General features: G+C 67.5%; 20 protein-coding genes and 1 tRNA gene. 12 read left to right on the forward strand and 9 right to left on the reverse strand.

Going from position 1 to position 24,668, the window contains the following annotated elements; all coding sequences use genetic code 11:
- Positions 1-15: 15 nt before the first annotated feature.
- The 4 genes from F9Z44_RS02405 (at position 16) to F9Z44_RS02420 (ending at position 1,648) form a co-directional block, all read left to right on the forward strand.
- Positions 16-708 (forward strand): response regulator, encoded by a 693-nt coding sequence (locus F9Z44_RS02405; protein WP_159603270.1) that lies wholly within the window; start codon positions 16-18, stop codon positions 706-708.
- A gap of 58 nt (positions 709-766) precedes the next feature.
- Positions 767-842, forward strand: a tRNA-Phe gene (locus F9Z44_RS02410).
- Positions 843-944: 102 nt separating this feature from the next.
- Positions 945-1,340, forward strand: a complete 396-nt coding sequence (locus F9Z44_RS02415) for a hypothetical protein (RefSeq protein ID WP_159603272.1) — start codon at positions 945-947, stop codon at positions 1,338-1,340.
- A gap of 80 nt (positions 1,341-1,420) precedes the next feature.
- Positions 1,421-1,648: a hypothetical protein gene (locus F9Z44_RS02420; protein WP_159603274.1), complete on the forward strand. Its 228-nt coding sequence runs from the start codon at positions 1,421-1,423 to the stop codon at positions 1,646-1,648.
- Between the two features lie 15 nt (positions 1,649-1,663).
- On the opposite strand, the gene F9Z44_RS02425 is transcribed toward F9Z44_RS02420, so the two are convergent.
- Both F9Z44_RS02425 and F9Z44_RS02430 read right to left on the reverse strand, forming a co-directional pair.
- Complete coding sequence (locus tag F9Z44_RS02425; RefSeq protein WP_159603276.1) at positions 1,664-2,149, reverse strand: hypothetical protein; 486 nt, start codon at positions 2,147-2,149, stop codon at positions 1,664-1,666.
- Positions 2,146-4,224, reverse strand: a complete 2,079-nt coding sequence (locus F9Z44_RS02430; RefSeq protein ID WP_159603278.1) for an ATP-dependent helicase — start codon at positions 4,222-4,224, stop codon at positions 2,146-2,148. The genes F9Z44_RS02425 and F9Z44_RS02430 overlap by 4 nt, the downstream gene beginning before the upstream one ends.
- Before the next feature lie 101 nt (positions 4,225-4,325).
- Between F9Z44_RS02430 and F9Z44_RS02435 the strand changes: the two genes are divergently transcribed.
- Complete coding sequence (locus F9Z44_RS02435) at positions 4,326-5,288, forward strand: AEC family transporter (RefSeq protein WP_159603280.1); 963 nt, start codon at positions 4,326-4,328, stop codon at positions 5,286-5,288.
- A 39-nt stretch (positions 5,289-5,327) separates the two neighbouring features.
- On the opposite strand, the gene priA is transcribed toward F9Z44_RS02435, so the two are convergent.
- From priA to F9Z44_RS02455, 4 genes are all read right to left on the reverse strand, one after another.
- A complete protein-coding gene (priA, locus tag F9Z44_RS02440; protein WP_159603282.1) occupies positions 5,328-7,451 on the reverse strand; it encodes a replication restart helicase PriA in 2,124 nt (707 codons plus the stop codon).
- A gap of 464 nt (positions 7,452-7,915) precedes the next feature.
- The gene (gene hemE, locus F9Z44_RS02445) at positions 7,916-9,019 is read right to left on the reverse strand and encodes a uroporphyrinogen decarboxylase (protein ID WP_159603284.1); all 1,104 of its coding nucleotides are present in this window, start codon (positions 9,017-9,019) and stop codon (positions 7,916-7,918) included.
- A 99-nt stretch (positions 9,020-9,118) separates the two neighbouring features.
- On the reverse strand, positions 9,119-9,739 hold the full coding sequence (locus F9Z44_RS02450; RefSeq protein WP_159603286.1) for a thioredoxin family protein: 621 nt from the start codon (positions 9,737-9,739) through the stop codon (positions 9,119-9,121).
- Positions 9,740-9,793: 54 nt separating this feature from the next.
- The gene (locus tag F9Z44_RS02455; protein WP_159603288.1) at positions 9,794-12,007 is read right to left on the reverse strand and encodes a protein-disulfide reductase DsbD family protein; all 2,214 of its coding nucleotides are present in this window, start codon (positions 12,005-12,007) and stop codon (positions 9,794-9,796) included.
- 210 nt (positions 12,008-12,217) lie between these two features.
- On the opposite strand from F9Z44_RS02455, the gene F9Z44_RS02460 reads away from it, so the two are divergent.
- Together F9Z44_RS02460 and F9Z44_RS02465 are read left to right on the forward strand one after the other, a co-directional pair.
- Positions 12,218-13,456 carry an SAM-dependent methyltransferase gene (locus F9Z44_RS02460; RefSeq protein ID WP_159603290.1) on the forward strand — a complete coding sequence of 413 codons (1,239 nt, stop codon included), beginning with the start codon at positions 12,218-12,220 and terminating at the stop codon, positions 13,454-13,456.
- Positions 13,453-14,295, forward strand: coding sequence for a creatininase family protein (locus F9Z44_RS02465; protein ID WP_159603292.1), 843 nt, complete (start codon positions 13,453-13,455; stop codon positions 14,293-14,295). Before F9Z44_RS02460 ends, F9Z44_RS02465 begins: the two co-directional genes overlap by 4 nt.
- A gap of 9 nt (positions 14,296-14,304) precedes the next feature.
- On the opposite strand, the gene F9Z44_RS02470 is transcribed toward F9Z44_RS02465, so the two are convergent.
- On the reverse strand, positions 14,305-14,988 hold the full coding sequence (locus F9Z44_RS02470; protein ID WP_159608550.1) for a histidine phosphatase family protein: 684 nt from the start codon (positions 14,986-14,988) through the stop codon (positions 14,305-14,307).
- A 213-nt stretch (positions 14,989-15,201) separates the two neighbouring features.
- Here F9Z44_RS02470 and F9Z44_RS02475 point away from each other — a divergent pair, with 213 nt between their 5' ends.
- Complete coding sequence (locus F9Z44_RS02475; protein ID WP_159603294.1) at positions 15,202-17,535, forward strand: hybrid sensor histidine kinase/response regulator; 2,334 nt, start codon at positions 15,202-15,204, stop codon at positions 17,533-17,535.
- Between the two features lie 8 nt (positions 17,536-17,543).
- Here F9Z44_RS02475 and tgt read toward each other — a convergent pair whose 3' ends face one another.
- Entirely contained in the window at positions 17,544-18,716 is a 1,173-nt protein-coding gene (tgt, locus tag F9Z44_RS02480; protein WP_159603296.1) for a tRNA guanosine(34) transglycosylase Tgt, read from the reverse strand.
- A gap of 159 nt (positions 18,717-18,875) precedes the next feature.
- Between tgt and F9Z44_RS02485 the strand changes: the two genes are divergently transcribed.
- Positions 18,876-19,307 carry a c-type cytochrome gene (locus F9Z44_RS02485; protein ID WP_159603298.1) on the forward strand — a complete coding sequence of 144 codons (432 nt, stop codon included), beginning with the start codon at positions 18,876-18,878 and terminating at the stop codon, positions 19,305-19,307.
- Here F9Z44_RS02485 and queA read toward each other — a convergent pair.
- On the reverse strand, positions 19,295-20,410 hold the full coding sequence (queA, locus tag F9Z44_RS02490) for a tRNA preQ1(34) S-adenosylmethionine ribosyltransferase-isomerase QueA (protein WP_159603300.1): 1,116 nt from the start codon (positions 20,408-20,410) through the stop codon (positions 19,295-19,297). The two genes, F9Z44_RS02485 and queA, sit on opposite strands and share 13 nt — an antisense overlap.
- Positions 20,411-20,482: 72 nt before the next feature.
- Here queA and recG point away from each other — a divergent pair, with 72 nt between their 5' ends.
- The 3 genes from recG to ubiA all read left to right on the forward strand — a co-directional run bounded on the left by recG (position 20,483) and on the right by ubiA (position 24,610).
- Complete coding sequence (gene recG, locus F9Z44_RS02495) at positions 20,483-22,657, forward strand: ATP-dependent DNA helicase RecG (RefSeq protein ID WP_159603302.1); 2,175 nt, start codon at positions 20,483-20,485, stop codon at positions 22,655-22,657.
- A gap of 118 nt (positions 22,658-22,775) precedes the next feature.
- Positions 22,776-23,735 (forward strand): hydrogen peroxide-inducible genes activator, encoded by a 960-nt coding sequence (locus F9Z44_RS02500; protein ID WP_159603304.1) that lies wholly within the window; start codon positions 22,776-22,778, stop codon positions 23,733-23,735.
- An 8-nt stretch (positions 23,736-23,743) separates the two neighbouring features.
- A complete protein-coding gene (gene ubiA, locus F9Z44_RS02505; protein WP_159608551.1) occupies positions 23,744-24,610 on the forward strand; it encodes a 4-hydroxybenzoate octaprenyltransferase in 867 nt (288 codons plus the stop codon).
- Positions 24,611-24,668: the final 58 nt, after the last annotated feature.

Consider the following 24,668-nt stretch of genomic DNA (forward strand, 5'->3'; position numbering starts at 1 on the left):
GAAACACACCGCGCCATGGCAACAATTCTGGTTGTAGACGATGAACTGGGCATCCGGGACTTGCTTTCCGAAATCCTGAACGACGAAGGCCACACGGTCGAACTGGCCGAGAACGCGGCCCAGGCCCGCGCCGTGCGCGCCCAGTTGCGCCCCGACCTCGTGTTGCTTGACATCTGGATGCCCGACACCGACGGTGTGACCTTGCTCAAGGAGTGGGCCAGCACGGGCCTGTTGTCGATGCCGGTGATCATGATGAGTGGCCACGCCACCATCGATACCGCTGTGGAAGCCACGCGCATCGGCGCGACCGCATTCCTGGAAAAACCCATCACCCTGGCCAAGCTGCTCAAGGCCGTGGACCACGGCCTGAACAAGACACCGCCCAAGACCAGTGCCACCGCAGCACCCATTCGCCTGACCGCTGGCCTGTCGATGGAACTCACGGTTGAAGCCGCCATGACCGGCAGCACACTGCCCGAACCCTTGATGGACATGGGACCTCAGTCGTCGCAGTCCTTCAATCTCGAAGGCCCGCTGCGCGAAACCCGTGACGAGTTCGAGAAGGCCTACTTCGAATACCACCTGGCCAAAGAGGCCGGCTCCATGACCCGCGTGGCCGAGAAGACCGGCCTGGAGCGCACCCACCTCTACCGCAAACTCAAGCAGCTTGGCGTCGACCTGGCCCGCAGCAAACGCAACGCACTCTGAGTCCCGCGCGGCTCGAATTTGCCGTCCCGGAAGCTGCTACAATCTCGCTTCTCTCGAAGGCCCGGTAGCTCAGTTGGTAGAGCAGCGGATTGAAAATCCGCGTGTCGATGGTTCGATTCCGTCCCAGGCCACCAAACTTCTCGCAAAAGCCCATCCACCGCGATGGGCTTTTTCGTTTTCGGGTCGACCGCACGGACTCGACCCCGGGGCTTGCCCCCTTTGCCGACTGGACTCCCATGAACGCCACCCACCCGATCGCCGGACGCGACGAACTGTTCGCCCGGTTCATGCAGGTGCTCAGCACCCGAACCCTGCGCCATGTGGCCGAAGAAGCGCGGCTCGATGGTGAAAGTCTGAAGGAGGCGGTGGAGCGCTACGAGATCGACTACGCCTGGCAGGTGCTGGGGTCGCAGCGGCTGCAGGACGCGTGTCTTGTGGTTCTCGGCGCCCGCCTGGAAAGCCGGGTCAGCGATGCGCAGCGGGCATGTCTGGTGGATGTGCTGCAATCCGCCGCGACCGCGCAGCCCACCGACGCGCTGATGAGTTTCGACAACGATGTGCCCGAGCACCTGACCACGCTGTTGTGTGCGTGGTTCGACCAGCAGTCGGCGCTGGCGACCGAAGCGGCCTGAGGGCGCTCACGCGCCGCATGGGCTGCGACAGAATGTGGCGTTCGGGCACACCATGCCCGCCATCACCGAAGGAGCGGGCTGTGAAGTTTTGCAAGGCATTTCGGATCGCGTTGCCGGTGCTGGCGTTGTTGACGCTCACCGCCTGTGGCGTGGAGACCGTGGGTGCCGCCGCGACGGCGGGTGCGATCAAGCAGCAGGAGATCGAACAAGGCCGCGCGGTGCAGCAGCAGGTGCAGCAGCAACTGCAACACTCCATGGACCAGACGCAGCAGCAGCGCGCCGAGCAACTGGACCAGGCCACGCGCTGAACGCGCCGCCTGGGCTCAGCGCCAGCCCGGGGCCTTCTTGAGCACGAAGTTCATCACCGGCTCGCCCGCCAGGCGGCCTTCGGCGGGTCGGCGAATGCCGCGCAATTCCTGGCCGCAGCCGCTGGCGGTCACGTTGCCTTCCCACACCGCGTCCATGGTCACGCCATCGGCGGATTCGTCGAGGTTGAATTCGCCGCTGGTCACGTCGCCGGAGACCAGGGCCTGGCGGTCGTTGCCAGCGGTGGAGCGCTTGAGGTTGCCACGCACGCTGCCCGGGTACTCGGGGTGGCGCTCGAACAGGAGCGCGCCGGTGGAGGTGGGCGTGGCTTCGCTGCCGCTGGTCTGTGGCCACAGCACAAGCTGCCACAGGCCATAGAGCTGGGCGGGCGCCATGTCGGCGGGCGGTGTGCAGCCCACCGCAGGGGCCTGGGCGGCTGCCGGCGCCATGACGACGAAGGTGATCAGAGCCGCTGACAGCCAGCGCGATGGAAGCATGTTCATGGGGCGATGTCGGTGGCCTTTTGCGCGGCCTGGTCGGTGGCGCGCTGGGCGAACTCGGCGCGCAGCGCACGCAGTTTCTCGCGCGGGTCTTCTTTCACGGTGTTCTGGTCGAGCGCCATCTCCTTGATGAAACGGCTGGCCTGGCCGGGGATGCTTTCGCGGCCCTTCTTGCGCCGTTTGAGCCAGCTCACGGCGAGCGTGCGCTGCGCGCGCGTGATGCCCACGTACATCAGCCGGCGCTCTTCCTGCAGGCGCTGCGCCATGTTCTCGGCGGCGGCGTCGCTCTGGCCGGGCTCCTCGTCCATCTTGAACGGCAGCAGGCCTTCGTTCACGCCGACCAGCATCACGTGGGGCCACTCCAGGCCTTTCGATGCGTGCAGGGTGGAGAGCGTCACCACGTTCTGGTCTTTCTCGCGTTCACTCAAGGTGGAGAGCAGGGCGATGGTCTGCACCACCTCCATGAGGCTCTTGCGCTCCGCCTCCACCTGCACGCCGGCCTCATCCTCGATCTGGCCGCCGCAGCGCCCGGCGACCCAGTCGCAGAAGTCCATCACGTTGGTCCAGCGCGCGGCCGCCACCTTTTCGTTGTCTTCGCTGTCGTACAGGTGTTTCTCGTACGCGATGTCCTTGAGCCATTCGGTGAGAAAGGCGCGCGCGGCTTCATGGCCCACGGTGTGTTTGGCGCGGTACTCCAGCTCATTCACGCTGCGACCGAATTCATGCAGCGTGGCCACGGCGCGCGCGGGCAGGGCGCTGCTGAGCGAGTTCGAGAACAGCGCCTCGAACAGGCTGATCTTGTACTGCGTGGCGAAGCTGCCCAGCGCTTGCAGTGTGGTGTGGCCGATGCCGCGCTTGGGCGTGGTGGCAGAGCGCAGAAACGCCGGGTCGTCGTCGTTGTTGACCAGCAGGCGCAACCAGGCACAGAGGTCGCGGATCTCAGCCTTGTCAAAGAAGCTCTGCCCGCCCGAGACCTTGTAGGGAATCTGCGCGCGGCGCAGCGACTGCTCGAACGAGCGCGCCATGTGGTTGGCGCGGTAGAGGATGGCGAAGTCGCGAAACTCCTTGTGCTGCGAGTTAGAGCGCAGGCTCTGGATGCGGGCCACGGCGCGTTCGGCCTCGTGGTCTTCGTTGTCGGCGTCCACCACGCGCACCGGTTCACCTTCGCCGAGGTCGCTCCACAGCGTCTTGGGAAACAGCTTGGGGTTGGGCCCGATCACGTTGTTGGCCGCGCGCAGGATCGCGCTGGTCGAGCGGTAGTTCTGCTCCAGCTTGATGACCTTGAGCTCGGGGTAGTCCTGGGGCAGGCGCTTGAGGTTGTCCAGCGTGGCGCCGCGCCAGCCGTAGATCGACTGGTCGTCGTCACCCACGGCGGTGAAGCGTGCGCGCTCGCCCACCAGCAGTTTCAGCAGCTCGTATTGTGTGGCGTTGGTGTCCTGGTATTCGTCCACCAGCACATGCCCCATCTTCTTCTGCCAGCGCGCGCGCACCTCTTCGTGCTCGGTCAGCAGTTTGAGGGGCAGCGAGATCAGGTCGTCGAAGTCCACGCTCTGGTAGGCGGTCAGTCGCTCCTCATAGCGGCCCATGATGGTCGCGGTCACGCGCTCGTTCTCGTCCCTGGCTTGCGCCAGCGCCTGGGCCGAATTCAGGCCCGCGCTCTTCAAGGCGCTGATGGCCCACTGCCAGCCGCGCGCGGTGGCGGCGTCGGTCGTGCCGCCGCAGTCCTTGAGCAGGCTGGTGATGTCGTCGGTGTCGAGGATGGAGAACTGTTTCTTCAGGCCGAGTGCCGCGCCGTCTTCGCGCAGCAGGCGCACGCCCAGCGCGTGGAAGGTGCAGATCAGCACCTTCTTCGCGTCGCGCCCCACCAGTTGCTTGGCGCGTTCGCGCATCTCGGCGGCGGCCTTGTTGGTGAAGGTGATGGCGGCGATGCGGTCGGCCGCCAGGCCGGCCTGGATGAGCCGGCCGATCTTGTGGGTGATCACGCGCGTCTTGCCCGAGCCGGCGCCCGCGAGCACCAGGCAAGGCCCCCCCAGGTGGTTCACGGCTTCAAGCTGGGCCAGGTTCAAGCCGTTGGACATGGGAAAAAAGGGGACGGTGAGCGCATCGAAAACAGAGCGTTGGATCATACCGGCAGGGGGTAGGCGCGGCGGGTGGTTGCCGCGCCTGAGACAATCACCCCGTGCTCAACATCCTGCTCGTCACCTTCCCGTTTTTTGCGCTTGTGCTGGCGGGCTTTGTGGCTGCCAGGCGCAACATGCTGCCGCTGGAGGCGATTCCCGGGCTCAACGGTTTCGTGCTGTTTTTTGCCTTGCCCTGTTTGCTCTACCGCTTCGGCTCCACCACGCCGATCACCGAACTGCTCGATGCGTCGGTGATGGGGGTGTACCTGCTGTGCGGCCTGGTGATGGTGGCGTTCGCGGTGGTCATGAGCCTGAACGCACGCATTCGCTGGAACGACGCCTCGATCGGTGCCCTGGTGGCGGCGTTCCCCAACACCGGTTTCATGGGCGTGCCCTTGCTGGCCGCGCTGCTGGGCCCGCAAGTGGCGGGCACGGCGATCCTCACGATCCTGGTCGACATGGTGGTCACCAGTTCGCTGTGCATCGCGCTTTCAAGACTGGACGAAGCCGAAGGCCAGGGTGGGCGTGCCATGCTGGACGCGGGCAAGAAGGCGTTGCGCGGCGTGCTGGCCAATCCCATGCCCTGGTCCATCATCCTGGGTGCGGTGGCTTCCGCGTACGCGGTCTCCTTGCCCAAACCGGTGGAGCAGACCGTGTGGTTGCTGGCCGATGCAGCCTCCCCGGTGGCGTTGTTCACCATCGGCGCGGTGCTGGCGCGTGCGCAGATGCGGTCGAACCACCCGATGCCGCTGTCGGACTATGTGCCGGTGGTGCTGATGAAGCTGCTGTTGCACCCGCTGCTGGTGCTGGCGGTGGGCTCGGTGGCGATCCGGCTCGGCGCACCGCTCTCGTCCATGGCCCTCACGGTGATGGTGCTGGTGGCGGCCTTGCCCAGCGCGAGCAACGTCTCTCTGCTGGCCGAGCGTTTCGGCGCGGACAACGGGCGCATCGCCCGCATCATCCTGGTGTCGACCGCCGCGGCCTTCTTCACGTTTTCAGCCGCAGTGACCTTGATGACCTGACCGCACGCCCGGCCCCATGGCAGCGGCTCCCGCCAGTGCTCAGATCGCCAGCGGGTCCACGTCCACCGCAAAGCGGATCAGGCCACGCGCCTCGGGCCGGCTGCGGCTCTCCAGCAGCACCGGCTGCCATGCCGACAAAAAGCGCTGCAGCGCGCTGCGCGAGGCGGCTTCCACCAACAGCTGTGCGCGCTCCACGTTGGCCACGCGCTGGATGGTGAGTGGTACCGCGGGGTACAGGGTCACGTCATCGAAGTGCGGCAAACCCACCGCCGCCTGCGCCGCCGCGTTCAGGTAAGCCTGCGCCGCCTGCTGGGTGCGGGCGTCGGCGCGCAGCAACGCCTGGTGGCCATAGGGCGGCATGCCTGCGCTCAGGCGCTCGGCCAGTTGCGTGAGTGCAAACGCCGGGAAATCGTGCTGTTTGAGCGAGGCAAACAACGGGTGCTGAGGGTACCAGGTCTGCACCCACATTTCGCTGGCAGCGCTCTGGGCTGCGTCGCGCCCGGCGCGCCCGGCCGCCTGCATGAGCAACGCAAACAGCCGCTCGGGCGCGCGGTAGTCGCTGGCGAACAGCCCCGAGTCGGCATTGATGCTGGCCACCAGCGTGATGCGGCGGAAGTCGTGGCCCTTGGCGATCATCTGCGTGCCCACCAGCACATCGACCTCACCGCTGTGCATCGTGGCCAGCTGCACCTCCAGGCTGCCCTTGAGGCGGGTCGAGTCGGCGTCCATGCGCGCCACGCGCGCCGGCCCGCCGTCGGGGCGGCGCGCATCGGCCAGCAGGGCCGCGAGCTGTTCTTCCACCTGCTCGGTGCCGCGGCCCACGGGCGCGATGTCAAGGTTGCCGCAGTCGGGGCAGGCGCGTGGCACGCGCTCGGTGAAGCCGCAGTGGTGGCAGCGCAGCGTGCGGTCGAGCTTGTGGAACACGCGGTAGGCGCTGCAATGCGGGCAGGCGCTCTTCCAGCCACAGTCGTGGCAGGCCAGAACCGGGGCGTAGCCGCGCCGGTTCAGCAGCACCAGGCACTGCTCGCCGCGCCCGATGCGCTCGGTCATGGCGGCAATCAAGGGGGGGGCAAGCACCGCGCCCTTGGGCTGGTGGTTCATGTCCACCAGGCGCAGGCGCGGCAGCGCACCGCCCCCGATGCGCGCCGGCATGGCCAGCCGCAGGTAGCGGCCCTGGTCGGCCGCGTGCCAGCTCTCCAGCGAGGGCGTGGCCGAGCCCAGCACCACTTGGCAACGCTCGCCCGCCGCCATGGCATCGCTCTCCACCTTGCCCCGGTACACCGCCAGATCGCGCGCCGAGTAACGAGCGCCTTCCTGGCTCTTGTAGCTGGGGTCGTGCTCCTCGTCGACCACGATCAGGCGCAGTCCGGGCAGGCTGGCCAGCACGGCCATGCGCGTGCCCAGCACGATGCGCGCCTGCCCGGTGTGGGCCGAGAGCCAGCTGGAGAGGCGCTGGGCTGGCGTCATGCCGCTGTGCAGGCAGACCACCGCACCCGCGCCACACAGGGGCTCGAAACGCTCGCGAAAACGGGTCTCCAGCTGCGGCGTGAGGTTGATCTCCGGCACCATCACCAGCACCTGCGCGTCGGCATGGGCTTGCAGCGCGCGTTGTGTGGCCTGCAGGTACACCTCGGTCTTGCCGCTGCCGGTGGCGCCGAACAGCAGCACCGGAGCCTTCGCATCGGCCAGCGCATCCAGCGCCTGGCTTTGTTCGTCGCTGAGGTCGTGGCCAACCGCCACATCACCAGCCGCCACATCAGCCGCCGGCACCGGCCCGTCCACGCCGGCTGCTCGGCGCCGCTTGAGTCGGCGCGCCAGTTGCACGTTGCTGAGGTCGCGCAGTTGCGGCGGCAGCGCGGCCAGGGCCACCTCGCCCAGACTGCGTTGGTAATACTGAGCGGCAAATTTGACCAGCTGGCGCCAGCGATCGTTGAGCGGCGGCAGGCCGTCGAGCACGCCGGTCACCGGTTTGGTTTTCGCTTCGGTCAGGCCTTCGGGGGGTACGGCCGGGCAGTCCCACACCACACCCAGCACCTCGCGCGCGCCCAGCGGTACCCGCACCAGCGTGCCAGACGCGAGCGACAACTCACTTCGGTAGGTCAGGTGGGCACCCACCCCGCTGTGGGCGGGGGTGGCCACCACGACGCTGGGCCAGAAAGCCATGGTTAGCGGGTCTTCCTCAGTCGAACTGTCGGAAAGCGGCGTAAGTCGTTGATTTGGCTCAGCATCGGGACATATCCAGATTTTCTGTGGATAACTTTGTTGATAGATTCGGTTTCCGGTGCCGCAGCCCTTGAAAATCAAGGCTTTGCTTAAACTGCCTGCAAAAAAAGCAGATTACAAAACCTATATGAATCAACAACTTGTGGCGGAATCCCGTGGGAGGCATGGCTTGCAGGGGTGTTCGGACATCATGGCGCACCGCAGCACAAATTTTGTGCATAAGTGACGCCTGTCAAGTGTGTTTTTCGGCATTTTTTGTGTTAGCGGCGGGCGCTACCCCAGGGTCATGACGGTTTCATGACGCCTTTCGTCTTACTGAAACGCCTGGGGCGCTTGCCGCAGCCCGCGCCCAAACTGCGGTGCAAGCTCCAAAAACGGGAGCGCTTCTTCCGCTCCCGAAGGGCTCAACCGGCAGCGCGCAGGCGCTTCGAGTGGGTGTGCACCGCGTTCACCAGGGCCGACACATGCTCCGGCGGCGTGAACTGGCTGATGCCGTGGCCCAGGTTGAAGATGTGGGTGGCGCCCGTGCCCGGGCCCTGGTGGGGTTTGCCGAAACTCTCCAGCACGCGCGCCACTTCGGCGTCGATCTGCGCGGGCTGTGCGAACAGCACGTTGGGGTCGATGTTGCCTTGCAGGGCCTTGCCGTCCGGCCCTTCGCCCACCTGGGCGCGGGCCTTGGCCAGATTCACGGTCCAGTCCAGGCCGAGGGCATTGCAGTCCAGCGTTTTCATGTCGTCCAGCCACAGGCCGCCGCCCTTGGTGAAGACGATGCGCGGGATCACCACGCCCTCGTGTTCGCGTTTGAGCTGGGCCAGCACGCGCCTGGTGTAAGCCAGGCTGAAGTCCTGGAAGTTGCCGTCGGCCAGCACACCGCCCCAGCTGTCGAACACCATCACGGCCTGCGCGCCGGCGTCGATCTGGGCGTTGAGGTAGGCGGCCACCGAGTCGGCGTTGATGGCCAGGATGCGGTGCATCAGGTCCGGGCGGCTGTACATGAGCGTCTTGACCGCGCGGTAGTCGTCCGAGCCGCCGCCCTCGACCATGTAGCAGGCCAGCGTCCAGGGGCTGCCCGAGAAGCCGATCAGGGGCACACGGCCATTCAAGGCCTTGCGGATGGAGGTGACCGCGTCGAACACGTAGCGCAGCTTGTCCATGTCGGGCACGGCCAGCGCGGCCACGTCGGCTTCGGTGCGCACGGTCTTCGCAAACTTCGGGCCTTCGCCCAGCGCGAACGACAGGCCCAGGCCCATGGCGTCGGGCACGGTGAGGATGTCGCTGAACAGGATGGAGGCGTCCAGCGCGTAACGCTCCAGCGGCTGCAGGGTCACCTCGGTGGCGTAGTCCACGTTGGTGGCCAGTCCCATGAAGCTGCCGGCCTTGGCGCGCGTGGCGCAGTACTCGGGCAGATAGCGACCCGCCTGGCGCATGAGCCACACCGGCGTGTGGTCGGTGGACTGGCGCAGGCAGGCGCGCAGGAAGGTGTCGTTCTTCAGGGGAGCAAAGGGCATGGGGCGTCCGGCGGGTTGTCTGCGATGCAGGTCATTATCCGGGCTGCACCGCGGTGCGCTGAACGTGGGTGACAAGGCCCTTGCGCAGCGGGAATCCGTTCAGGCGGGCTGGTACTTGACCGAGCAACCGTAAGCCCGGCTGTTCGCCACGCTCACCGGCTTGCCCGCCTGGATTTCCGCCATGGCCTGGCGCACGTAGTTGGTGGCCTTGGGGATGTCGTCCGCACGGGCCGAGGCGATGCTGTCGATGCCGCCGGCGTACACCAGCACGCCCTGCGCGTTGACGATGAACATGTGGGGCGTCACGCGCGCCGCATACGCCTGACCGACCTTGCCGTCTTCGTCCAGCAGGGCGGCGGTGGGACTGGCTCTCTGTTCGGTCATCCAGCGGCCGAGCTGGGCGGGCGCCATGTGGTCGACGCTGTCGTCGCGCGTGGAGTTGATCGCCAGCCAGATGGCGCCCTGGGCCGTGACCTCTTTTTGCAAGGCCTGCATGTTGCCCTGGTAGTGTTTCTTCACGAACGGGCAGCCCGGGTTGTTCCATTCCAGCACCACCGGCTTGCCCTTGAACTGCGACAGCTTCACGGGTTTGCCCGCCGTGTCCATCAGGGTGAAGTCGGGCGCGGGCTGGCCCACGCTGGCAGCCTGGGCGGTGCCGGGCAGCAGCAGGCTGGCGAAGGGTGAGAGGGTGGCCAGGGCGATGATGGGGCGGCGTTGCATGGTGATGACTCCTGACAGCGGATCCACAACGAACAAAGCGACGACCGCGCAGGCTCAAAGCCTGGACAGCGCCGCGCGGACCTCCTCCACACTCAACACTTCGGACAGCACCTGCGGTGCCTGTCCGGTCTTGTAGATCGCGTACACCGGCACGCCGTTGCGGCCCAGCGTGGTCAGCGCGGCGGTCACGGCCGGGTCGCGGCGCGTCCAGTCGGCGCGCAGCAGCGCCACGTTCTTGCCGGCAATGTCACCCAGCACGGCCGCATCGGCCAGCGTGGTGCGCTTGTTGTACTGGCAGGTCACGCACCAGGCGGCGGTGAAATCCACAAACACCGGGCGGCCTTCGGCCACCAGGCTGGCCTGCGTTTCGGGGCTCCAGGCCTGCCAGCTCACGCCCTGCACGGCGGTGGCCACCGCCTGGCCGGGTGTGGTTTCCTGCAGGCGCGTCACATGGGGGCCCACCGCCCAGCCCAGCCAGGCCAGGCCGGCGAGCGACAGGCCCGCCAGGGCCGTGCGGCTTCTCCCGCGCAGGCCGAGCGACCAGACCAGCAAGGCCAGCACGACCAGCAGCATGAGCAAGCCGGCCGCGCCGTCGATGCCGCTTTGCTGGCCGAGCACCCACAGGAGCCAGACCACGGTGGCGAACATCGGGAAGGCCATGCCGCGGCGGAAGGTGTCCATCCACGCGCCGGGGCGGGGCAGGGCGCGCGCCACGGCCGGGATCCAGCTGGCGGCCAGGTACGGCAGGGCCATGCCCAGGCCCAGCACCGCAAACACGGCCAGCGCCTGCGCAGCCGGCAGGCCGATTGCCAAGCCTAGCGAGGCGCCCATGAACGGCGCGGTGCAGGGCGAAGCGATGGCCGTGGCCAGCACGCCGGTGAGGAAGGCATCCACCGTCGGGTTCCTGGCCTGCAGGCTGGCCAGGCGGCTGGGCAGCACGCTGCCAAACTCGAACAGGCCGGCCAGGTTCAGGCCGATCAGTGTGAACAGCACGGCCAGCCCCGCCACCACGGCCGGACTCTGCAGCTGGAAGCCCCAGCCGAGCTGCTCGCCCGCGGCGCGCAGGCCCAGCAGCAAACCGCCGAGCGCAGCAAACGACAGCACCACGCCAGCGCTGTAGGCCAGGCCGTTGGCGCGGTGGGCCGCGCGGTCGTTGGCGTGTTTGGCAAACGCCATGACCTTGATGGCCAGCACCGGGAACACGCAGGGCATGAGGTTGAGGATCAGGCCGCCAAGCAGTGCGCCCAGCAGGGCTGCGCCCAGGGAAAGCGAAGTCGCGTTGTTCGCCGGTGCGGCGGCGCGCGCGGTGTTGGCGTCCAGGGCGGCCTGCAATGCATCGGGCACGGCGGCCGGCAAGGGCGCCACCGCTGGCCAGGCGCCTTGCACCGGCACATCGAGCCGCGCACCGGGCGAGCCGGGCCCGTGGCCGGGCGGGTTGGCCTCGGCCACCACCAGCGCGAGCTGCGCAGGGCTTTCGCTGCGGTGCGGCGAGAGCGGCACACGCGCGGTCCAGCGCGCACCGTCCCAGGCCTGGGTCCAGGGTGCGCCGGGCTCGATCAGGCCGGTGGTCTCGGGGTAGAACTCCAGCGCCTTTCCACGCCAGGCAGCGGGCAGGTTGGCCAGCGACACCTTGAGAAATCCCTCGTCGGGCTGCAGGCGGCTGTCGGCCACGGGCTGGTCTTTGGGCGCGGCCCGCAAGCTGGCCTCGAAGGCAGCACCAAAGCTGCCGGTGGAGCCCTGCACCGGAATGCTCAGTGTGAAGTTGCCCTCTTCCGGAATGCACTCCTTGCGGCAGACCAGCCAGGCCGCGTAAAGCTTCACGTCGATCGAGTCGCCCTTGAAGTCGGGGCTCACGGTCAGGGGCACCGGCAGCACCACGGTGCCGTCAAAGCCGTAGTTGGCCAGGGTGCCGATGGGGAACTTGCGCGGCGTGGGCCAGGCGATGTCGCCAGCCGTCACACCGGGCGGCAGGGTCCAGCGCAGCTCGGTGGGCAGGCCGGAGTCGCCAGCGTTCTTCCAGTAGGTGTGCCATTCGGGTGCGTGGGTGAGCTGCAGGCCGACCCAGATCTTCTGGCCCGGCCCGGCGCCGTCGGGCGCATGAGCCACGATCTCGGCGCGCGCCTGGTCGCTCTGCACCACGGTCACGCTGGCCGGGGTTCCGCCCAGCAGGCCCTGCGCGGCCACGCCCAGGGGCACAGCGGCGGCAAGCAGCCACGCGCCCAGCAGGCGAAGGACGGCGAAAGCTCTGAATTCGGTGGGAGAGGGCATCGGGATCGGGCGTGGAATGGGGTGGCGCAAGGTGTGAGCGGCTCGGCCCGCCCAAGTTCCTTCGGCGGTCGAGGGCGGTGGCTTTTGAATGTAAGTCACCGCTGTTTTTCTGTCTTGCAGCGCCTGGGCGGGCGGCGCTCCCTTCACAGTCCCGCCTCGATTGGGTACAACCGGGTTCAGGGAACAGGTCTGCCCCGCATGGAGGTGTGCATGGGATCGATCGTGGAGCGCGCCCTGTTGCCCTGGGCGCAACGCATGAAAACCCGGGTGAACCTGCCGGTTCGCCTGAGCTGGGGCGAGCGCGGCGCCTCTTCGCTGGCGCTGGGAGACTTCGAGCAGCCGCAGGTGGAGATCCACGTGCGCGACGCTTCGGCCCTGCCGCTGTTGATCGACCCCGGGCTGGACACGCTGGGCCAGGCCTATGTGGAGGGGCTGATCGATGTGGAGGGCTCGGTGCCCGACATCCTGGCCGTGGCGCACGGGCTGGCGGCCAACGCCCAACCCGAGGGTGGCCTGCTCGGTCGCCTGCGCCGGCGCTTCGGCCACACGCGCGAGAGCGACAGCGAAGCCATCCAGTACCACTACGACGTGTCCAACGACTTCTACGCCCGGTGGCTGGGCGAAGGCATGGTGTATTCGTGCGGCTACTTCGAGCGGGGCGATGAAACGCTGGACGAGGCGCAGACGAAGAAGATCGACCACATCCTGACCAAGATCCGCCTGCGGCCGGGCCAGCGCCTGCTCGACATTGGCTGTGGCTGGGGCGCGCTGGTGTTGCGCGCGGCCCAGCGTTTTGGCGCGCAGTGCGTGGGCGTGACGCTGTCACAAAACCAGTTCGATCTGGCGCGCGAACGCGTGCGGGCTGCGGGGCTGCAAGACCGCATCGAGATCCGCCTGCAGGACTACCGTGACGTGAGCGACGGCCCGTTCGACCGGATCACCAGCGTGGGCATGTTCGAACACGTGGGGCTGGACCATCTGATGGCTTACTTCACGCACATCCGCGCGCTGCTCAAGCCCGACGGCTGGGCCATGAACCACGGCATCACCAGCACCGACGCGTATGACGGCGAAACGCGCCACGGCGGCGGCCATTTCATCGACCGCTACGTGTTCCCGCAGGGCGAAGTGCCGCACATCAGCACGGTCTTGCGCACCTTGCAGGAGGGCGGGCTCGAAGCCTTCGACGTGGAAAACCTGCGCCGCCACTACATGCGCACCACGCAGCTCTGGAGCGACGCCTTCGAGGCGCACACGGCACAGATCAAGCCGCTGGTGGACGAAAAACGCTGGCGCATCTGGCGCATCTACCTCGCGGGCTGTGCCTGGGCGTTCGAGCACGACGAGGTGGCGATCTACCAGGTGCTGTGCCGCGTGGCCGGGCAGAACGCCAGCGGCTTGCCCTGGTCGCGTCACTGGATGTACGCCGACCGTAAGATCGGCACATGACACGCTCCACCCGCTTCTGGTCCGACCTCACCACCGCCGACTTCGACTCGCTGGACCGGGTCCGCGCCATCGCCGTGCTGCCCGTGGCCGCCACCGAACAACACGGCCCGCACCTGCCGCTGTCGGTGGACACCGACATCGCCAACGGCGTGGTGGCCGCGAGCATGCCCCACATCGCGGCGGACCTGCCCGCGTTCTTTCTGCCCACGCAGGCGGTGGGGTTCTCGCCCGAGCACACGCGCTTTGCCGGCACGCTCACGCACCGGGCCGAGACCGTGCTGCGCCTGTGGACCGAGATCGGCGAGAGCGTGGCCGCCAGCGGTGTGAAGAAACTGGTGCTGTTCAACGCCCACGGTGGGCAGGTGGGCCTGATGGACCTGGTGGCGCGCGACCTGCGGGCGCGGCTGGGCATGCTGGTCTACAGCGTGAACTGGTTCAACCTGCCGCTGCTGGACGCCAGCGGGGCCGATGTGAATGCGATGTTCAGTGCGCAAGAACACCGCTTCGGCATTCATGCGGGCGAGATTGAAACCTCGGTGATGCTGGCGCTGAGCCCCGAGCGGGTGCGCATGGAACACGCTGCCGACTTCCACTCCACCTCGCAAGACCGCGCCGCGCGCTTTGCGATTCTGGGCAACGGCAAGAGCGCCAAGCTGGGCTGGCAAATGCAGGACTACAACGCGTGTGGCGCGGTGGGCAATGCGGCTGCAGCCTCGGCCGAGAAGGGCCGCGTGGTGCTTGATGCCGCTGGCCGTGCGCTGGCGCGTCTGTTGAGCGAGATCGATCAGCTGCCTGCCGACACGCTGTCTGACATCACGGCGTTCAACGCAAAGTTGTGAAAAACCGGCTCAAGCGTAAGTCACCCAACGCTTGAAGGCGGGGTGGTCCAGGTGCGGCAGCGTGTTGTAGGTCAGCAGCGTGTGCCGTTTGGGGTTGAACTGGAACTCGGTCACCGCGCTGTTGCGGATGCGCAGGTTCAGCTCAATGGTGGCCTCCGGGCTCAGGCCCAGCACATGGCCCACCGCGGTGGAGATCGGCCCGCCGCTGGAGACCAGCAGCACATTTTCCCCGTGGTGCTTCGCCCTCACATGGTCCAGCGCGCTGGTGACGCCGTGCACGAACTCGGTGTAGCTCGGCATGCCCTGTGGGCTCACGGTGCCGGCCATCCATTGGGTCAGTCCATCACGCAGCAGGCGGAAGTGGTGTCGGTAGAGTTCGGGCGCTTCTTCGGCCGAGCGCGGCTTCTCCAGCGGGTGCGGGTGGATCGCGCGGATCACGGCCTCGCTGTCGTACTCGTTGAGTCCAGGCCAGGCCAGCGGCTCGTGGTGCAGCTTCGCACCCTCGGCAATGCCGGCCCAGGTCTGGGCGTGGCGCTTGAGGGTGCCGGTGATGACGGCGTCGAACACCACGCCGCGTTCGGCCCAGTGCTCGCCCAGCCGGCGGCTCTGGCGTTGACCCATCTCGCTGAGCTGGTCGTAGTCGTCCGCACCAAACGAGGCCTGGCCGTGGCGCACAAGGTAGAGCGTTCCCATGAGCGGCATTCTGGGTCCGCGCCACGGTGTCACTTTGTCCCCGCAGCGACTGCGCAGTGCCCGGGGAGTCGCAGAGGCGTCTAACCTGATCGTCGAGTGCTCGCCGCCCGGGCGCGTTGAATGGAACACCCCTGCCTTTGTGGCGCTTTTCGGCCCGATGGCGCAGGCCGGCTGTGCTTCAATGATTCGATATGTTGGCCATGTTCCCTTTCCATGCTGTTTGACCTGCCGACCCTGCTGGCCCTGCGGGTGGGCGTTGACGTCCTGATCGCGCTGGCCTTCTGGGCGCAGATGCGCCGCTACCCCGCCATCGGAGGGCCAGGCTGGTGGTCGCTGTCCGCCGTGCTGGGCATCCTGGGCTCGGTGATGCTGTGGTCGCGTGGCAGCTTGCCGGATGCCCTGACCTTCCCCACCGGCAACACCGCACTCGCGCTCAGCGCCCTGTTTGCGTGGCTGGGCTTTCGCAGCTACACGAGCCGCCCAACGCCACGCGTGCCCATCGTGGTGGGCGCACTCCTGTTCTTCTGCATCACGCTTCTCTTCCTGATCGAGTGGGATCTGCCCCCCGTGCGCCAGGCCCTGTTCAACGGAGCGGTGATCGCGATGACGGTGGGGTCTTTCGTCGACATCCGACGCGCTGATCCGCAGGGTCGTGTGCCCGAAATGCAGGCGCTCAAGGTGCTCACGGCGATCGAGTTCTGCGGCATGGTGGCCTTTGCCGTCGCCTTGCAGGTGCTCAACCTGTCGCAGGAGACCGTGACACCGCCTTTCATCTTCTTCTTCCTGCTCAGCAAGATGCTGCGGGTGGTCCTGTACGGCGCACTGGTGTCTTACCGCCTGCGCCTGGACGGCGACAAGGCTCGCCTGGGCCTGCAGCTGCGCGAAGCCGATTCGCGCGCCCTGATCGACAACCTCAGCGCAGGTGTGATGGTGTTCCGGCCCGACCACACCTTGTCCAGCATCAACACCGCCGCCCGGCGCTTTCTGGGGTGGGGCGAGGGGGGGGCCAACCCCGCCTTGCCCGAGCCCTCGGTGGACGGCTGGCGGATGCTGCGCGAGGACGGCCAGCCCATGCGCCGGCACGAAATGCCCTTCGAGCGCGTGCTCGCCACCGGTCAGCCGGTGCGCAGCGTGGTGATCGGCATGCCGCAGGGGGACGGCGAGGGCGTGCACTGGGGTCTGTGCAATGCCTACCCCGAGAACAACACGCAAGGCGGCTTGCGCCACGTGGTGCTGACCTTCATCGACATCACCTCGCTCAAGAACGCGCAGTCCCAGCAGAAGCACCTGCAGGCGCAGCTCGCGCAGTCCCAGAAAATGGAGGCGCTGGGCACCCTGGCCGGTGGCGTGGCGCACGACTTCAACAACATCCTGGCGGCCATCCTGGGCAACGCCGATCTGGCGCGGCAGGACCTGCCGCCCCAGGCCGCCTCGCGCGAGAGCCTGCACGAGATCAGCACCGCCGCGCGCCGCGGGCGCGAACTGGTGCGCCAGATCCTGGCGTTCAGTCGCCAGCAGCCGGTGGAGCGCACGCGGGTCAACGTGTGCACCATCCTGGCCGAGTCCTGCACCCTGCTGCGTGGCGCCCTGCCGCCCCAGGTGGAACTGGTGCAGTCGTGCGCGCCCAACACCTTGTCCATCGAGGCCGACGCCACCCAGATCGGGCAGGTGATCGTCAACCTGTGCACCAACGCCATCCACGCGCTGGACGGCGGGCCCGGGCGCATCGAATGCCGCATCGACAGCCTGGCGAACACCTCGTCGTTGTTGCCTCCGGAGCTTGCCCAGACCTGCGCCCAGCTCGATGTGGGCGCCGTGCGCCTGCGCGTCAGCGACAACGGCTGCGGCATGGTCGAGGCCGTGCGCAGCCGGATCTTCGAGCCCTTTTTCACCACCAAGGCGGTGGGGCGGGGAACGGGCCTGGGGCTGCCGGTGGTGCTGGGCATCGTGCAGGTTCATGGCGGTGCGATCGAGGTCGACACCGAACCCGGCGCAGGCACCATGTTCACCCTGTTTTTCCCCGCCGCCCCCATCGATCCCGCCTGGGATGGCGAGGAAACCCCTGCCCTGGTTTCGCGCGAACCCGTCACAATGGGTTTCGTTTCGCCCGTACCCCCACCCGTTTCAAGCTCCACACCCGACCAAGCCATGGCCGACGAACCTTCTGCGGTGCCGCCCCACATCCTCTACCTCGACGACGACGACACCTTGGTGTTTCTGGTGCGACGCTTGCTGGAGCGACGCGGCTACCGCGTCACGGCGGTCACGTCCCAGGCCCAGGCCATCGACGCGGTGAAGGCATCGCCCACGGGTTTCCAGTTGCTGCTGACCGACTTCAACATGCCCGGCATGTCGGGACTGGAGGTGGCCAAGGCGGTGCTGGACATCAATCCCCGCCTGCCGGTGGCCGTGGCCTCGGGCTACATCACCGACGAACTGCAGGCCGAGGCCAAAGCCGCGGGTGTGCGTGAGGTGGTGTTCAAGACCGATGCGGTCGAGGCCTTCTGCGAGGTGGTCGCCAGGCTGGTTCGCTCGGAACCCGACTGAACGCTGCGTCAGACGCCGCGCGCCCTGTCCTCTTTGAACCGCGCCCGGAACGCGCCGAAACTGCCCGCGTCCAGCGCCTCGCGCACCTCGCGCATGAGGTTCAGGTAGTAATGCAGGTTGTGGATGGTGGCCAGCATGGGGCCGAGCATCTCGCCGCAGCGGTCCAGGTGGTGCAGGTAGGCGCGGCTGAAGCCCTCGCGCCCGCCCTGGTCCCAGCTCACGCCGCTCTTGCCTGCGCAGGCGTGGCAGGTGCAGGTGGTGTCCAGCGGCTGGTGGTCGGTCTTGTGGCGCGCGTTGCGGATCTTCAGGTCGCCAAAACGCGTGAACAGCGTGCCGTTGCGCGCGTTGCGCGTGGGCATGACGCAGTCGAACATGTCCACGCCATCGGCCACGCCCTGCACCAGGTCTTCGGGCGTGCCCACGCCCATGAGGTAGCGCGGCTTGTGCGCCGGCAGGCGGTGCGGCGTGTGCGCCATGATCTGCAGCATCTGCTCTTTGGGCTCACCCACGCTCACGCCGCCGATGGCGTAGCCGGGGAAGTTCATGTCGACCAGCGCGTCCAGCGATTCCTGGCGCAGATGCTCGAACATGCCGCCCTGCACGATGCCGAACAGCGCGTTCGGGTTCTCCAGCCGGGCGAACTCGTCTTGCGAGCGTTTGGCCCAGCGCAGACTCATCTCCATGCTCTTGCGCGCCTCGGCCTCGGTGGTCAGGTGACCGTTGGTTTCATATGGCGTGCACTCGTCGAGCTGCATCACGATGTCGCTGTTCAGCCCGGTCTGGATGTCCATGCTGACCTCGGGCGACATGAAGAGCTTGTCGCCGTTGACGGGGCTGGCGAAGGTCACGCCTTCTTCGGTGATCTTGCGCATGGCGCCCAGGCTCCACACCTGGAAACCACCCGAGTCGGTGAGGATGGGCTTGTGCCATTGCTCGAAGGCGTGCAGGCCGCCAAAGCTGTTCATCACCTCGCGGCCCGGGCGCATCCAGAGGTGGAAGGTGTTGCCCAGGATGATCTGCGCGCCCATGTCGTGCAGGCTTTGCGGCATGACGCCCTTGACCGTGCCGTAGGTGCCCACCGGCATGAAGATGGGGGTCTGCACCACGCCGTGGTTGAGCGTGAGGCGGGCGCGGCGCGCGTGGCTCGTGGGGTCGGTGGTCAGCAGTTCGAATTGCAGCATGGGGGTGTTCCTGGGAAGGCGGGATTGTACGAAGGGGGTCGCGCGCCATTGAGCAACCTCAATCGGTGCGATCCGGGTGCGACCTAGGATGAATCACGGTTGGCACGGAGCACCTCGCTGCTGGCCGCGAACCTCGCCATCCACCACAGGAGTCACACCATGAAAATGAAAATCCTCCAGAGAGGACTTCTCGCTCTCGTCATCGCCTGCAGCTGGGGTGCCGCGTCGGCCCAGCCCGCTGTGTTCGATCCGGGCAAGCAGGAGTTTGCGGACAACTGCGCCAGCTGCCATGGCACCGATGGCAAGGGCAACGGGCCACTGGGCGAGTTGCTGCGCAAGAGCCCGCCCGACCTGACCCAGCTGGCAAAGAAAAACCAGGGTGTGCTGCCGATCAACCGGCTTTACGCCGTGATCGATGGCGCGGGTGTGCCCAGCCACGGTTCGCGCGACATGCCGGTGTGGGGCCGCGAGTACCAGATCGACCAGGCACAGCAGATGCGTGAGGCGCGCGGCCATTACGACTCGGCCGGTCTCGTGCGCGCCCGCATCCTGGTGCTGCTGGAGTACATCAGCCGCATTCAGACACCTTGAGCCGGTGAGCGTTGCAGCAGCATGGCGTCGCCATAGCTGAAGAAGCGGTAGCGCTGTTCGATCGCGTGCGCGTACAGCGCCTTGATGTGATCGAAGCCCGCGAAGGCGCTGACCAGCATCATCAGCGTGGACTGGGGCAGGTGGAAGTTGGTCACCATCGCATCGACCACCTGGAACGCAAAGCCCGGTGTGATGAAGATGTTGGTGTCGCCCTCGGTCTCGCCCGAATGCGCCCAGCTCTCCAGCGTGCGCACGGTGGTGGTGCCCACGGCCACCACGCGCCCGCCGCGCGCGCGGCACTCGGCGATGGCGCGCAGCGTGTCTGGCGGGATCGCATAACGCTCGTGGTGCATCACGTGGTCTTCGATGCGGCCGGCCTTCATGGGCGCGAAGGTGCCCGCACCCACGTGCAGCGTGACGCTGGCGCGCCGCACGCCGCGCGCATCGAGCGCGGCCAGCACCGCGTCATCAAAGTGCAGCGCGGCCGTGGGCGCGGCCACCGCACCGGGCACGCGCGCAAACACGGTCTGGTAGCGGCGCTCGTCGTCGGCCTCGTCTGTGTGGGTGATGTAGGGCGGCAGCGGCACATGGCCATGTTGCGCCATCAGCTCGTAGGGGGTTTCGCCGGCCGGGCCGTGCAGGCGAAAGCGGAACAGCTGGCCCTGCTCGTCCGGCCAGCGGCCGATGAAGACGGCATCAAACCCGCCCCGGCCCAGGCCGCCGCCCATGTGCAGCCGCCCGCCGACCTGCGGTTTCTTGCTCACGCGCAGATGGGCCACCACCTCGTGCGCCGAGCCGTCGCTGGCCTCATGCGGCAGCAGCACGCGCTCGATCAACATCTCCAGCTGCCCGCCGCTGGCCTTCTGGCCAAACAGCCGGGCCTTCACCACCTGCGTGTCGTTGAACACGAGCAGGTCGCCGTCCCGGAGCAGGGAGGGCAGGTCGCGAAAGATGCGGTCCACCGGCGCGGCACCGGTGCCGTCGAGCAGGCGCGAGGCGCTGCGCTCGGGCGCGGGGTGCTGGGCGATCAGCTCGGTGGGCAGGTGGAAATCGAAGTCCGCCACCGTGAAGGCGCGCGCGACAGACGCAGAAGAAAAGGTCATGCTGCTTGAGGGCTGGACGAAGCCCGTGCCAAGTGAAAAAGAAGGGTGAGGGGAAGCGGGCAGAATTGTCCCATGCCCGACGCCACCCCCGCCCGCAAGCCACTCTCTGCCCCGCAGAAGGCCTTGCACCGGCTCGGGCTGGTGCGCGACATCGACCTGGCGCTGCACCTGCCGCTGCGCTACGAGGACGAGACCCGCATCGTCACGCTGCGGGGCGCCCGCGACGGGCAACTGGCGCAGATCGAAGGCACGGTCACCCACAGCGAGATCACCCAGCGCCCGCGCCGCCAGCTGCTGGTGACGCTGGACGACGGCACCGACACCTGCACGCTGCGCTTCTTCACCTTCTACCCGGCGCACCAGAAGACGCTGGCCGTGGGCGAGCGGGTGCGCGTGCGCGGGGAGTTGCGCGGCGGCTTTCTGGGCTGGACCATGGTGCACCCGGCGTTTCACGCGGCGGGCGATGAACTGCCCGACGCGCTCACGCCGGTCTACCCCACCAGCGCGCAGCTGCCGCAGGCCTATTTGCGCAAGGTGGTGGCCAGCGGCTTGCGGCGTGCCGATCTGGGCGAGTCTTTGCCGCCCGCGCTGCTGGGCGGCCTGCAGGCCGTGGTGCGCGGCGCCTGGACCTTGCGCAACGCCTTGCAGTACCTGCACCATCCGGGTCCGGACGTGTCGCTCGACGCGCTCGAAGACCGCAGCCACCCGGCCTGGCAGCGCCTGAAGGCCGAGGAGCTGCTGGCGCAGCAGCTCTCTCAATTCACCGCGCGGCAGGAACGCGCCGCGCTGAGCGCGCCGGCCCTGCGCGCTGCGCCGGGCGGCCTGCACGAACAACTGCTCGGCGTGTTGCCGTTTGCGCTCACCACCGCGCAGCGCCGCGTGGGTGAAGAGATCGCGCGCGATCTCGTGCGGCAGATTCCCATGCACCGCCTGCTGCAGGGCGACGTGGGCTCTGGCAAGACGGTGGTGGCCGCACTCGCTGCGGCGATTGCCATCGACGCGGGCTGGCAGTGCGCGCTGATGGCACCCACCGAAATCCTGGCCGAGCAGCATTTCGCCAAGCTCATCGGCTGGCTGGAGCCCTTGCTCGCGCCGCTGGGCAAACGCGTGGCCTGGCTCACCGGCAGCCAGAAAAAAAAGCAACGCGGCGAGATGCTCGCGCTGATTGCGAGTGGCGAGGCGGCGTTGGTGGTGGGCACGCACGCGGTCATTCAGGACCAGGTGGTGTTCAAGAACCTCGCGCTGGCGATCATCGACGAGCAGCACCGGTTTGGCGTGGCGCAGCGGCTGGCGCTGCGGGGGAAGATGCAGGTGCCGGCGGGGGCTTCGACAGGCTCAGCCCGAACGGGGATGGATACCGTGCAAACAGCAACAACTTCCGTTCAGGCTGAGCCTGTCGAAGCCCCCGCCCAGGAGCCCCACCTCCTCATGATGACGGCCACGCCCATTCCAAGAACGCTGGCCATGAGCTACTACGCCGACCTCGACGTCTCCACCATCGACGAACTCCCCCCCGGACGCACGCCCATCGTCACCAAGGTGGTGGCCGACAGCCGCCGCGACGAGGTGATCGAGCGCATCCGCGGCCAGCTCGCGCAAGGCCGGCAGGTGTACTGGGTGTGTCCGCTGATTGAAGAGAGCGAGGCACTGGACTTGTCGAATGCCACCGCCACGCACGCCGAGCTGTCGGCTTCGCTGCCTGGCGTGCTGGTCGGTCTGCTGCATTCGCGCATGCCGGTGGCCGAGAAGAAGGCGGTGATGTCGCTGTTCACCGGCGGGCAGATGGGCGTGCTGGTCTCCACCACGGTGATCGAGGTGGGGGTGGACGTGCCCAACGCTTCGCTGATGGTGATCGAACACGCCGAGCGCTTCGGCCTCTCGCAGCTGCACCAGTTGCGCGGGCGCGTGGGCCGCGGCGCGGCGGCCTCGGCCTGCGTGCTGCTCTACACACCGCCCGACGGCGGGCGCCTCGGCGAGACCGCGCGCGAACGCCTGAAAGCCATGGCCGAGACCAGCGACGGTTTCGAGATCGCGCGGCGCGACCTGGAGATCCGCGGCCCGGGCGAATTTCTGGGTGCGCGCCAGTCGGGCGCACCACTGCTGCGTTTTGCGGACCTGGCCACCGACACCCACCTGCTCGAATGGGCCCGCGCTGCCGCACCGGTGATGCTGGCCGAGTACCCACTGCTGGCCGAAAAACACATCGCCCGCTGGTTGGGTGGCAAAGCGGAATTCCTCAAAGCGTGAAGTCCATCTGAGCGCGTGCCTTCATCAAGCACAGGCCGTGGAACCGGCTTTGCTGGGCCACTGGCGTGGTCCCCAGGGGGGAAGACGCGAAGCGGCGCAGGGGGGGCACAATAGCTTTATGACCCTGACCGAACTCAAATACATCGTGGCCGTGGCGCGCGAAAAGCACTTTGGCAAGGCAGCCGAGGCTTGCTTCGTTTCACAGCCCACCTTGTCGGTGGCCATCAAGAAACTCGAAGAGGAGCTGGAGCTCAAGATCTTCGAGCGCAACGCCAACGAGATCAGCGTGACGCCGCTGGGCGAAGAGATCGTGCGCCAGGCGCAGACCGTGCTGGAGCAGGCTGCGGCCATCAAGGAGATCGCCAAGCGTGGCAAGGACCCGCTGGCCGGGCCGCTCAAGCTGGGTGTGATCTACACCATCGGCCCCTACCTGCTGCCCGACCTGGTGCGCCACGTGATCGACCGCACGCCGCAGATGCCGCTGATGCTGCAGGAGAACTTCACGGTCAAGTTGCTGGAGCAGCTGCGCCTGGGCGAGATCGACTGCGCCATCCTGGCCGAGCCGTTTCCCGACACCAACCTGGCCATTGCACCGCTGTACGACGAGCCATTTCTGGCCGCCGTGCCACACACCCACCCGCTGGCGCAGCAGACCCACATCACCAACGAGGAACTCAAGCGCGAGACCATGCTGCTGCTGGGCACCGGCCACTGCTTCCGCGACCACGTGCTGGAGGTCTGCCCGGAGTTCGCGCGTTTCTCCAACGACGCGGAGGGCATCCGCAAGAGCTTCGAGGGCTCGTCGCTGGAAACCATCAAGCACATGGTGGCCGCCGGCATGGGCGTGACGCTGGTGCCGCGCCTGTCGGTGCCTTCGTCGGCGCTGCAAGGCTCGACCACGCCGGGGCAGGACTTCGGCGATTCGTCCTACGTGCGCTACCTGCCGTTCGAGGGCGAGGCGCCCACGCGGCGTGTGGTGCTGGCCTGGCGGCGCAGCTTCACGCGTTATGAAGCCATCGCCGAGCTGCGCAACGCCATCTACGCCTGCGAATTGCCGGGCGTCAAGAGGCTCTCGTGAGTGCTGCGATGCCCGCCCCGGGCGCGCCTTCCCGCTGGGCGCTCTACCTCAACCTGATCCGCTGGAACCGCCCTGCTGGCTGGCTCTTGCTGCTCTGGCCGTCGCTGTCTGCCTTGTGGGTGGCGGCGGGTGGATTCCCCGGCTGGCACCTGCTGGCGGTGTTCGTGCTGGGCACCATCCTCATGCGCAGCGCCGGCTGCTGCGTGAACGACGTGGCCGACCGCGAGTTCGACAAGCATGTGAAGCGCACGGCGCAGCGCCCGGTGACCTCGGGCCTGGTCTCGGTCCGCGAGGCATTGGCGGTGGGTGCGGTGCTGGCGCTGGCGGCGTTTGCGCTGGTGCTCACCACCAACACCCTCACGGTGCTGATGTCGTTCGCCGCGCTGGCCATCACCCTGGCCTACCCGTACGCCAAGCGCTATGTGTCCATGCCGCAGGCCGTGCTGGGCGTGGCCTTCAGCTTCGGCGTGCCCATGGCGTTTGCCGCCGTTCAATCCCAGGTGCCGCCGCTGGCCTGGGTGCTGCTGGTGGGCAACCTGTTCTGGGTGCTGGCCTACGACACCGAGTACGCCATGGTCGACCGCGACGACGACCTGCGCATCGGCATGAAGACCTCGGCCATCACGCTGGGCAAGGCCGACGTGCCTGCGGTCACTGCGTTCTACGTGGTGTTCCTCGCGGTCTGGACGGTGGCGCTGTGGACCGTGGTGAACCCCTGGGTTTGGGGCGCCATGCTGGTGGTGGCGCTGGCCCAGGTGGGGTGGCATTTCAGCTTGATCAAGGACCGCAGCCGCGACGGCTGCTTCAAGGCCTTCCGGCTCAACCACTGGCTGGGGTTCACGGTGTTCTTGGGCGTTGTGCTCGGGTTCGTTTGAGTTCGCGGCGTTTCGGACGTCCTGGCTCTGCAATGGCCAAACCATCAAGGAGCCCGCC

Source organism: Hydrogenophaga sp. PBL-H3 (genome assembly GCF_010104355.1).
Taxonomy (GTDB): Bacteria; Pseudomonadota; Gammaproteobacteria; order Burkholderiales; family Burkholderiaceae_C; genus Hydrogenophaga.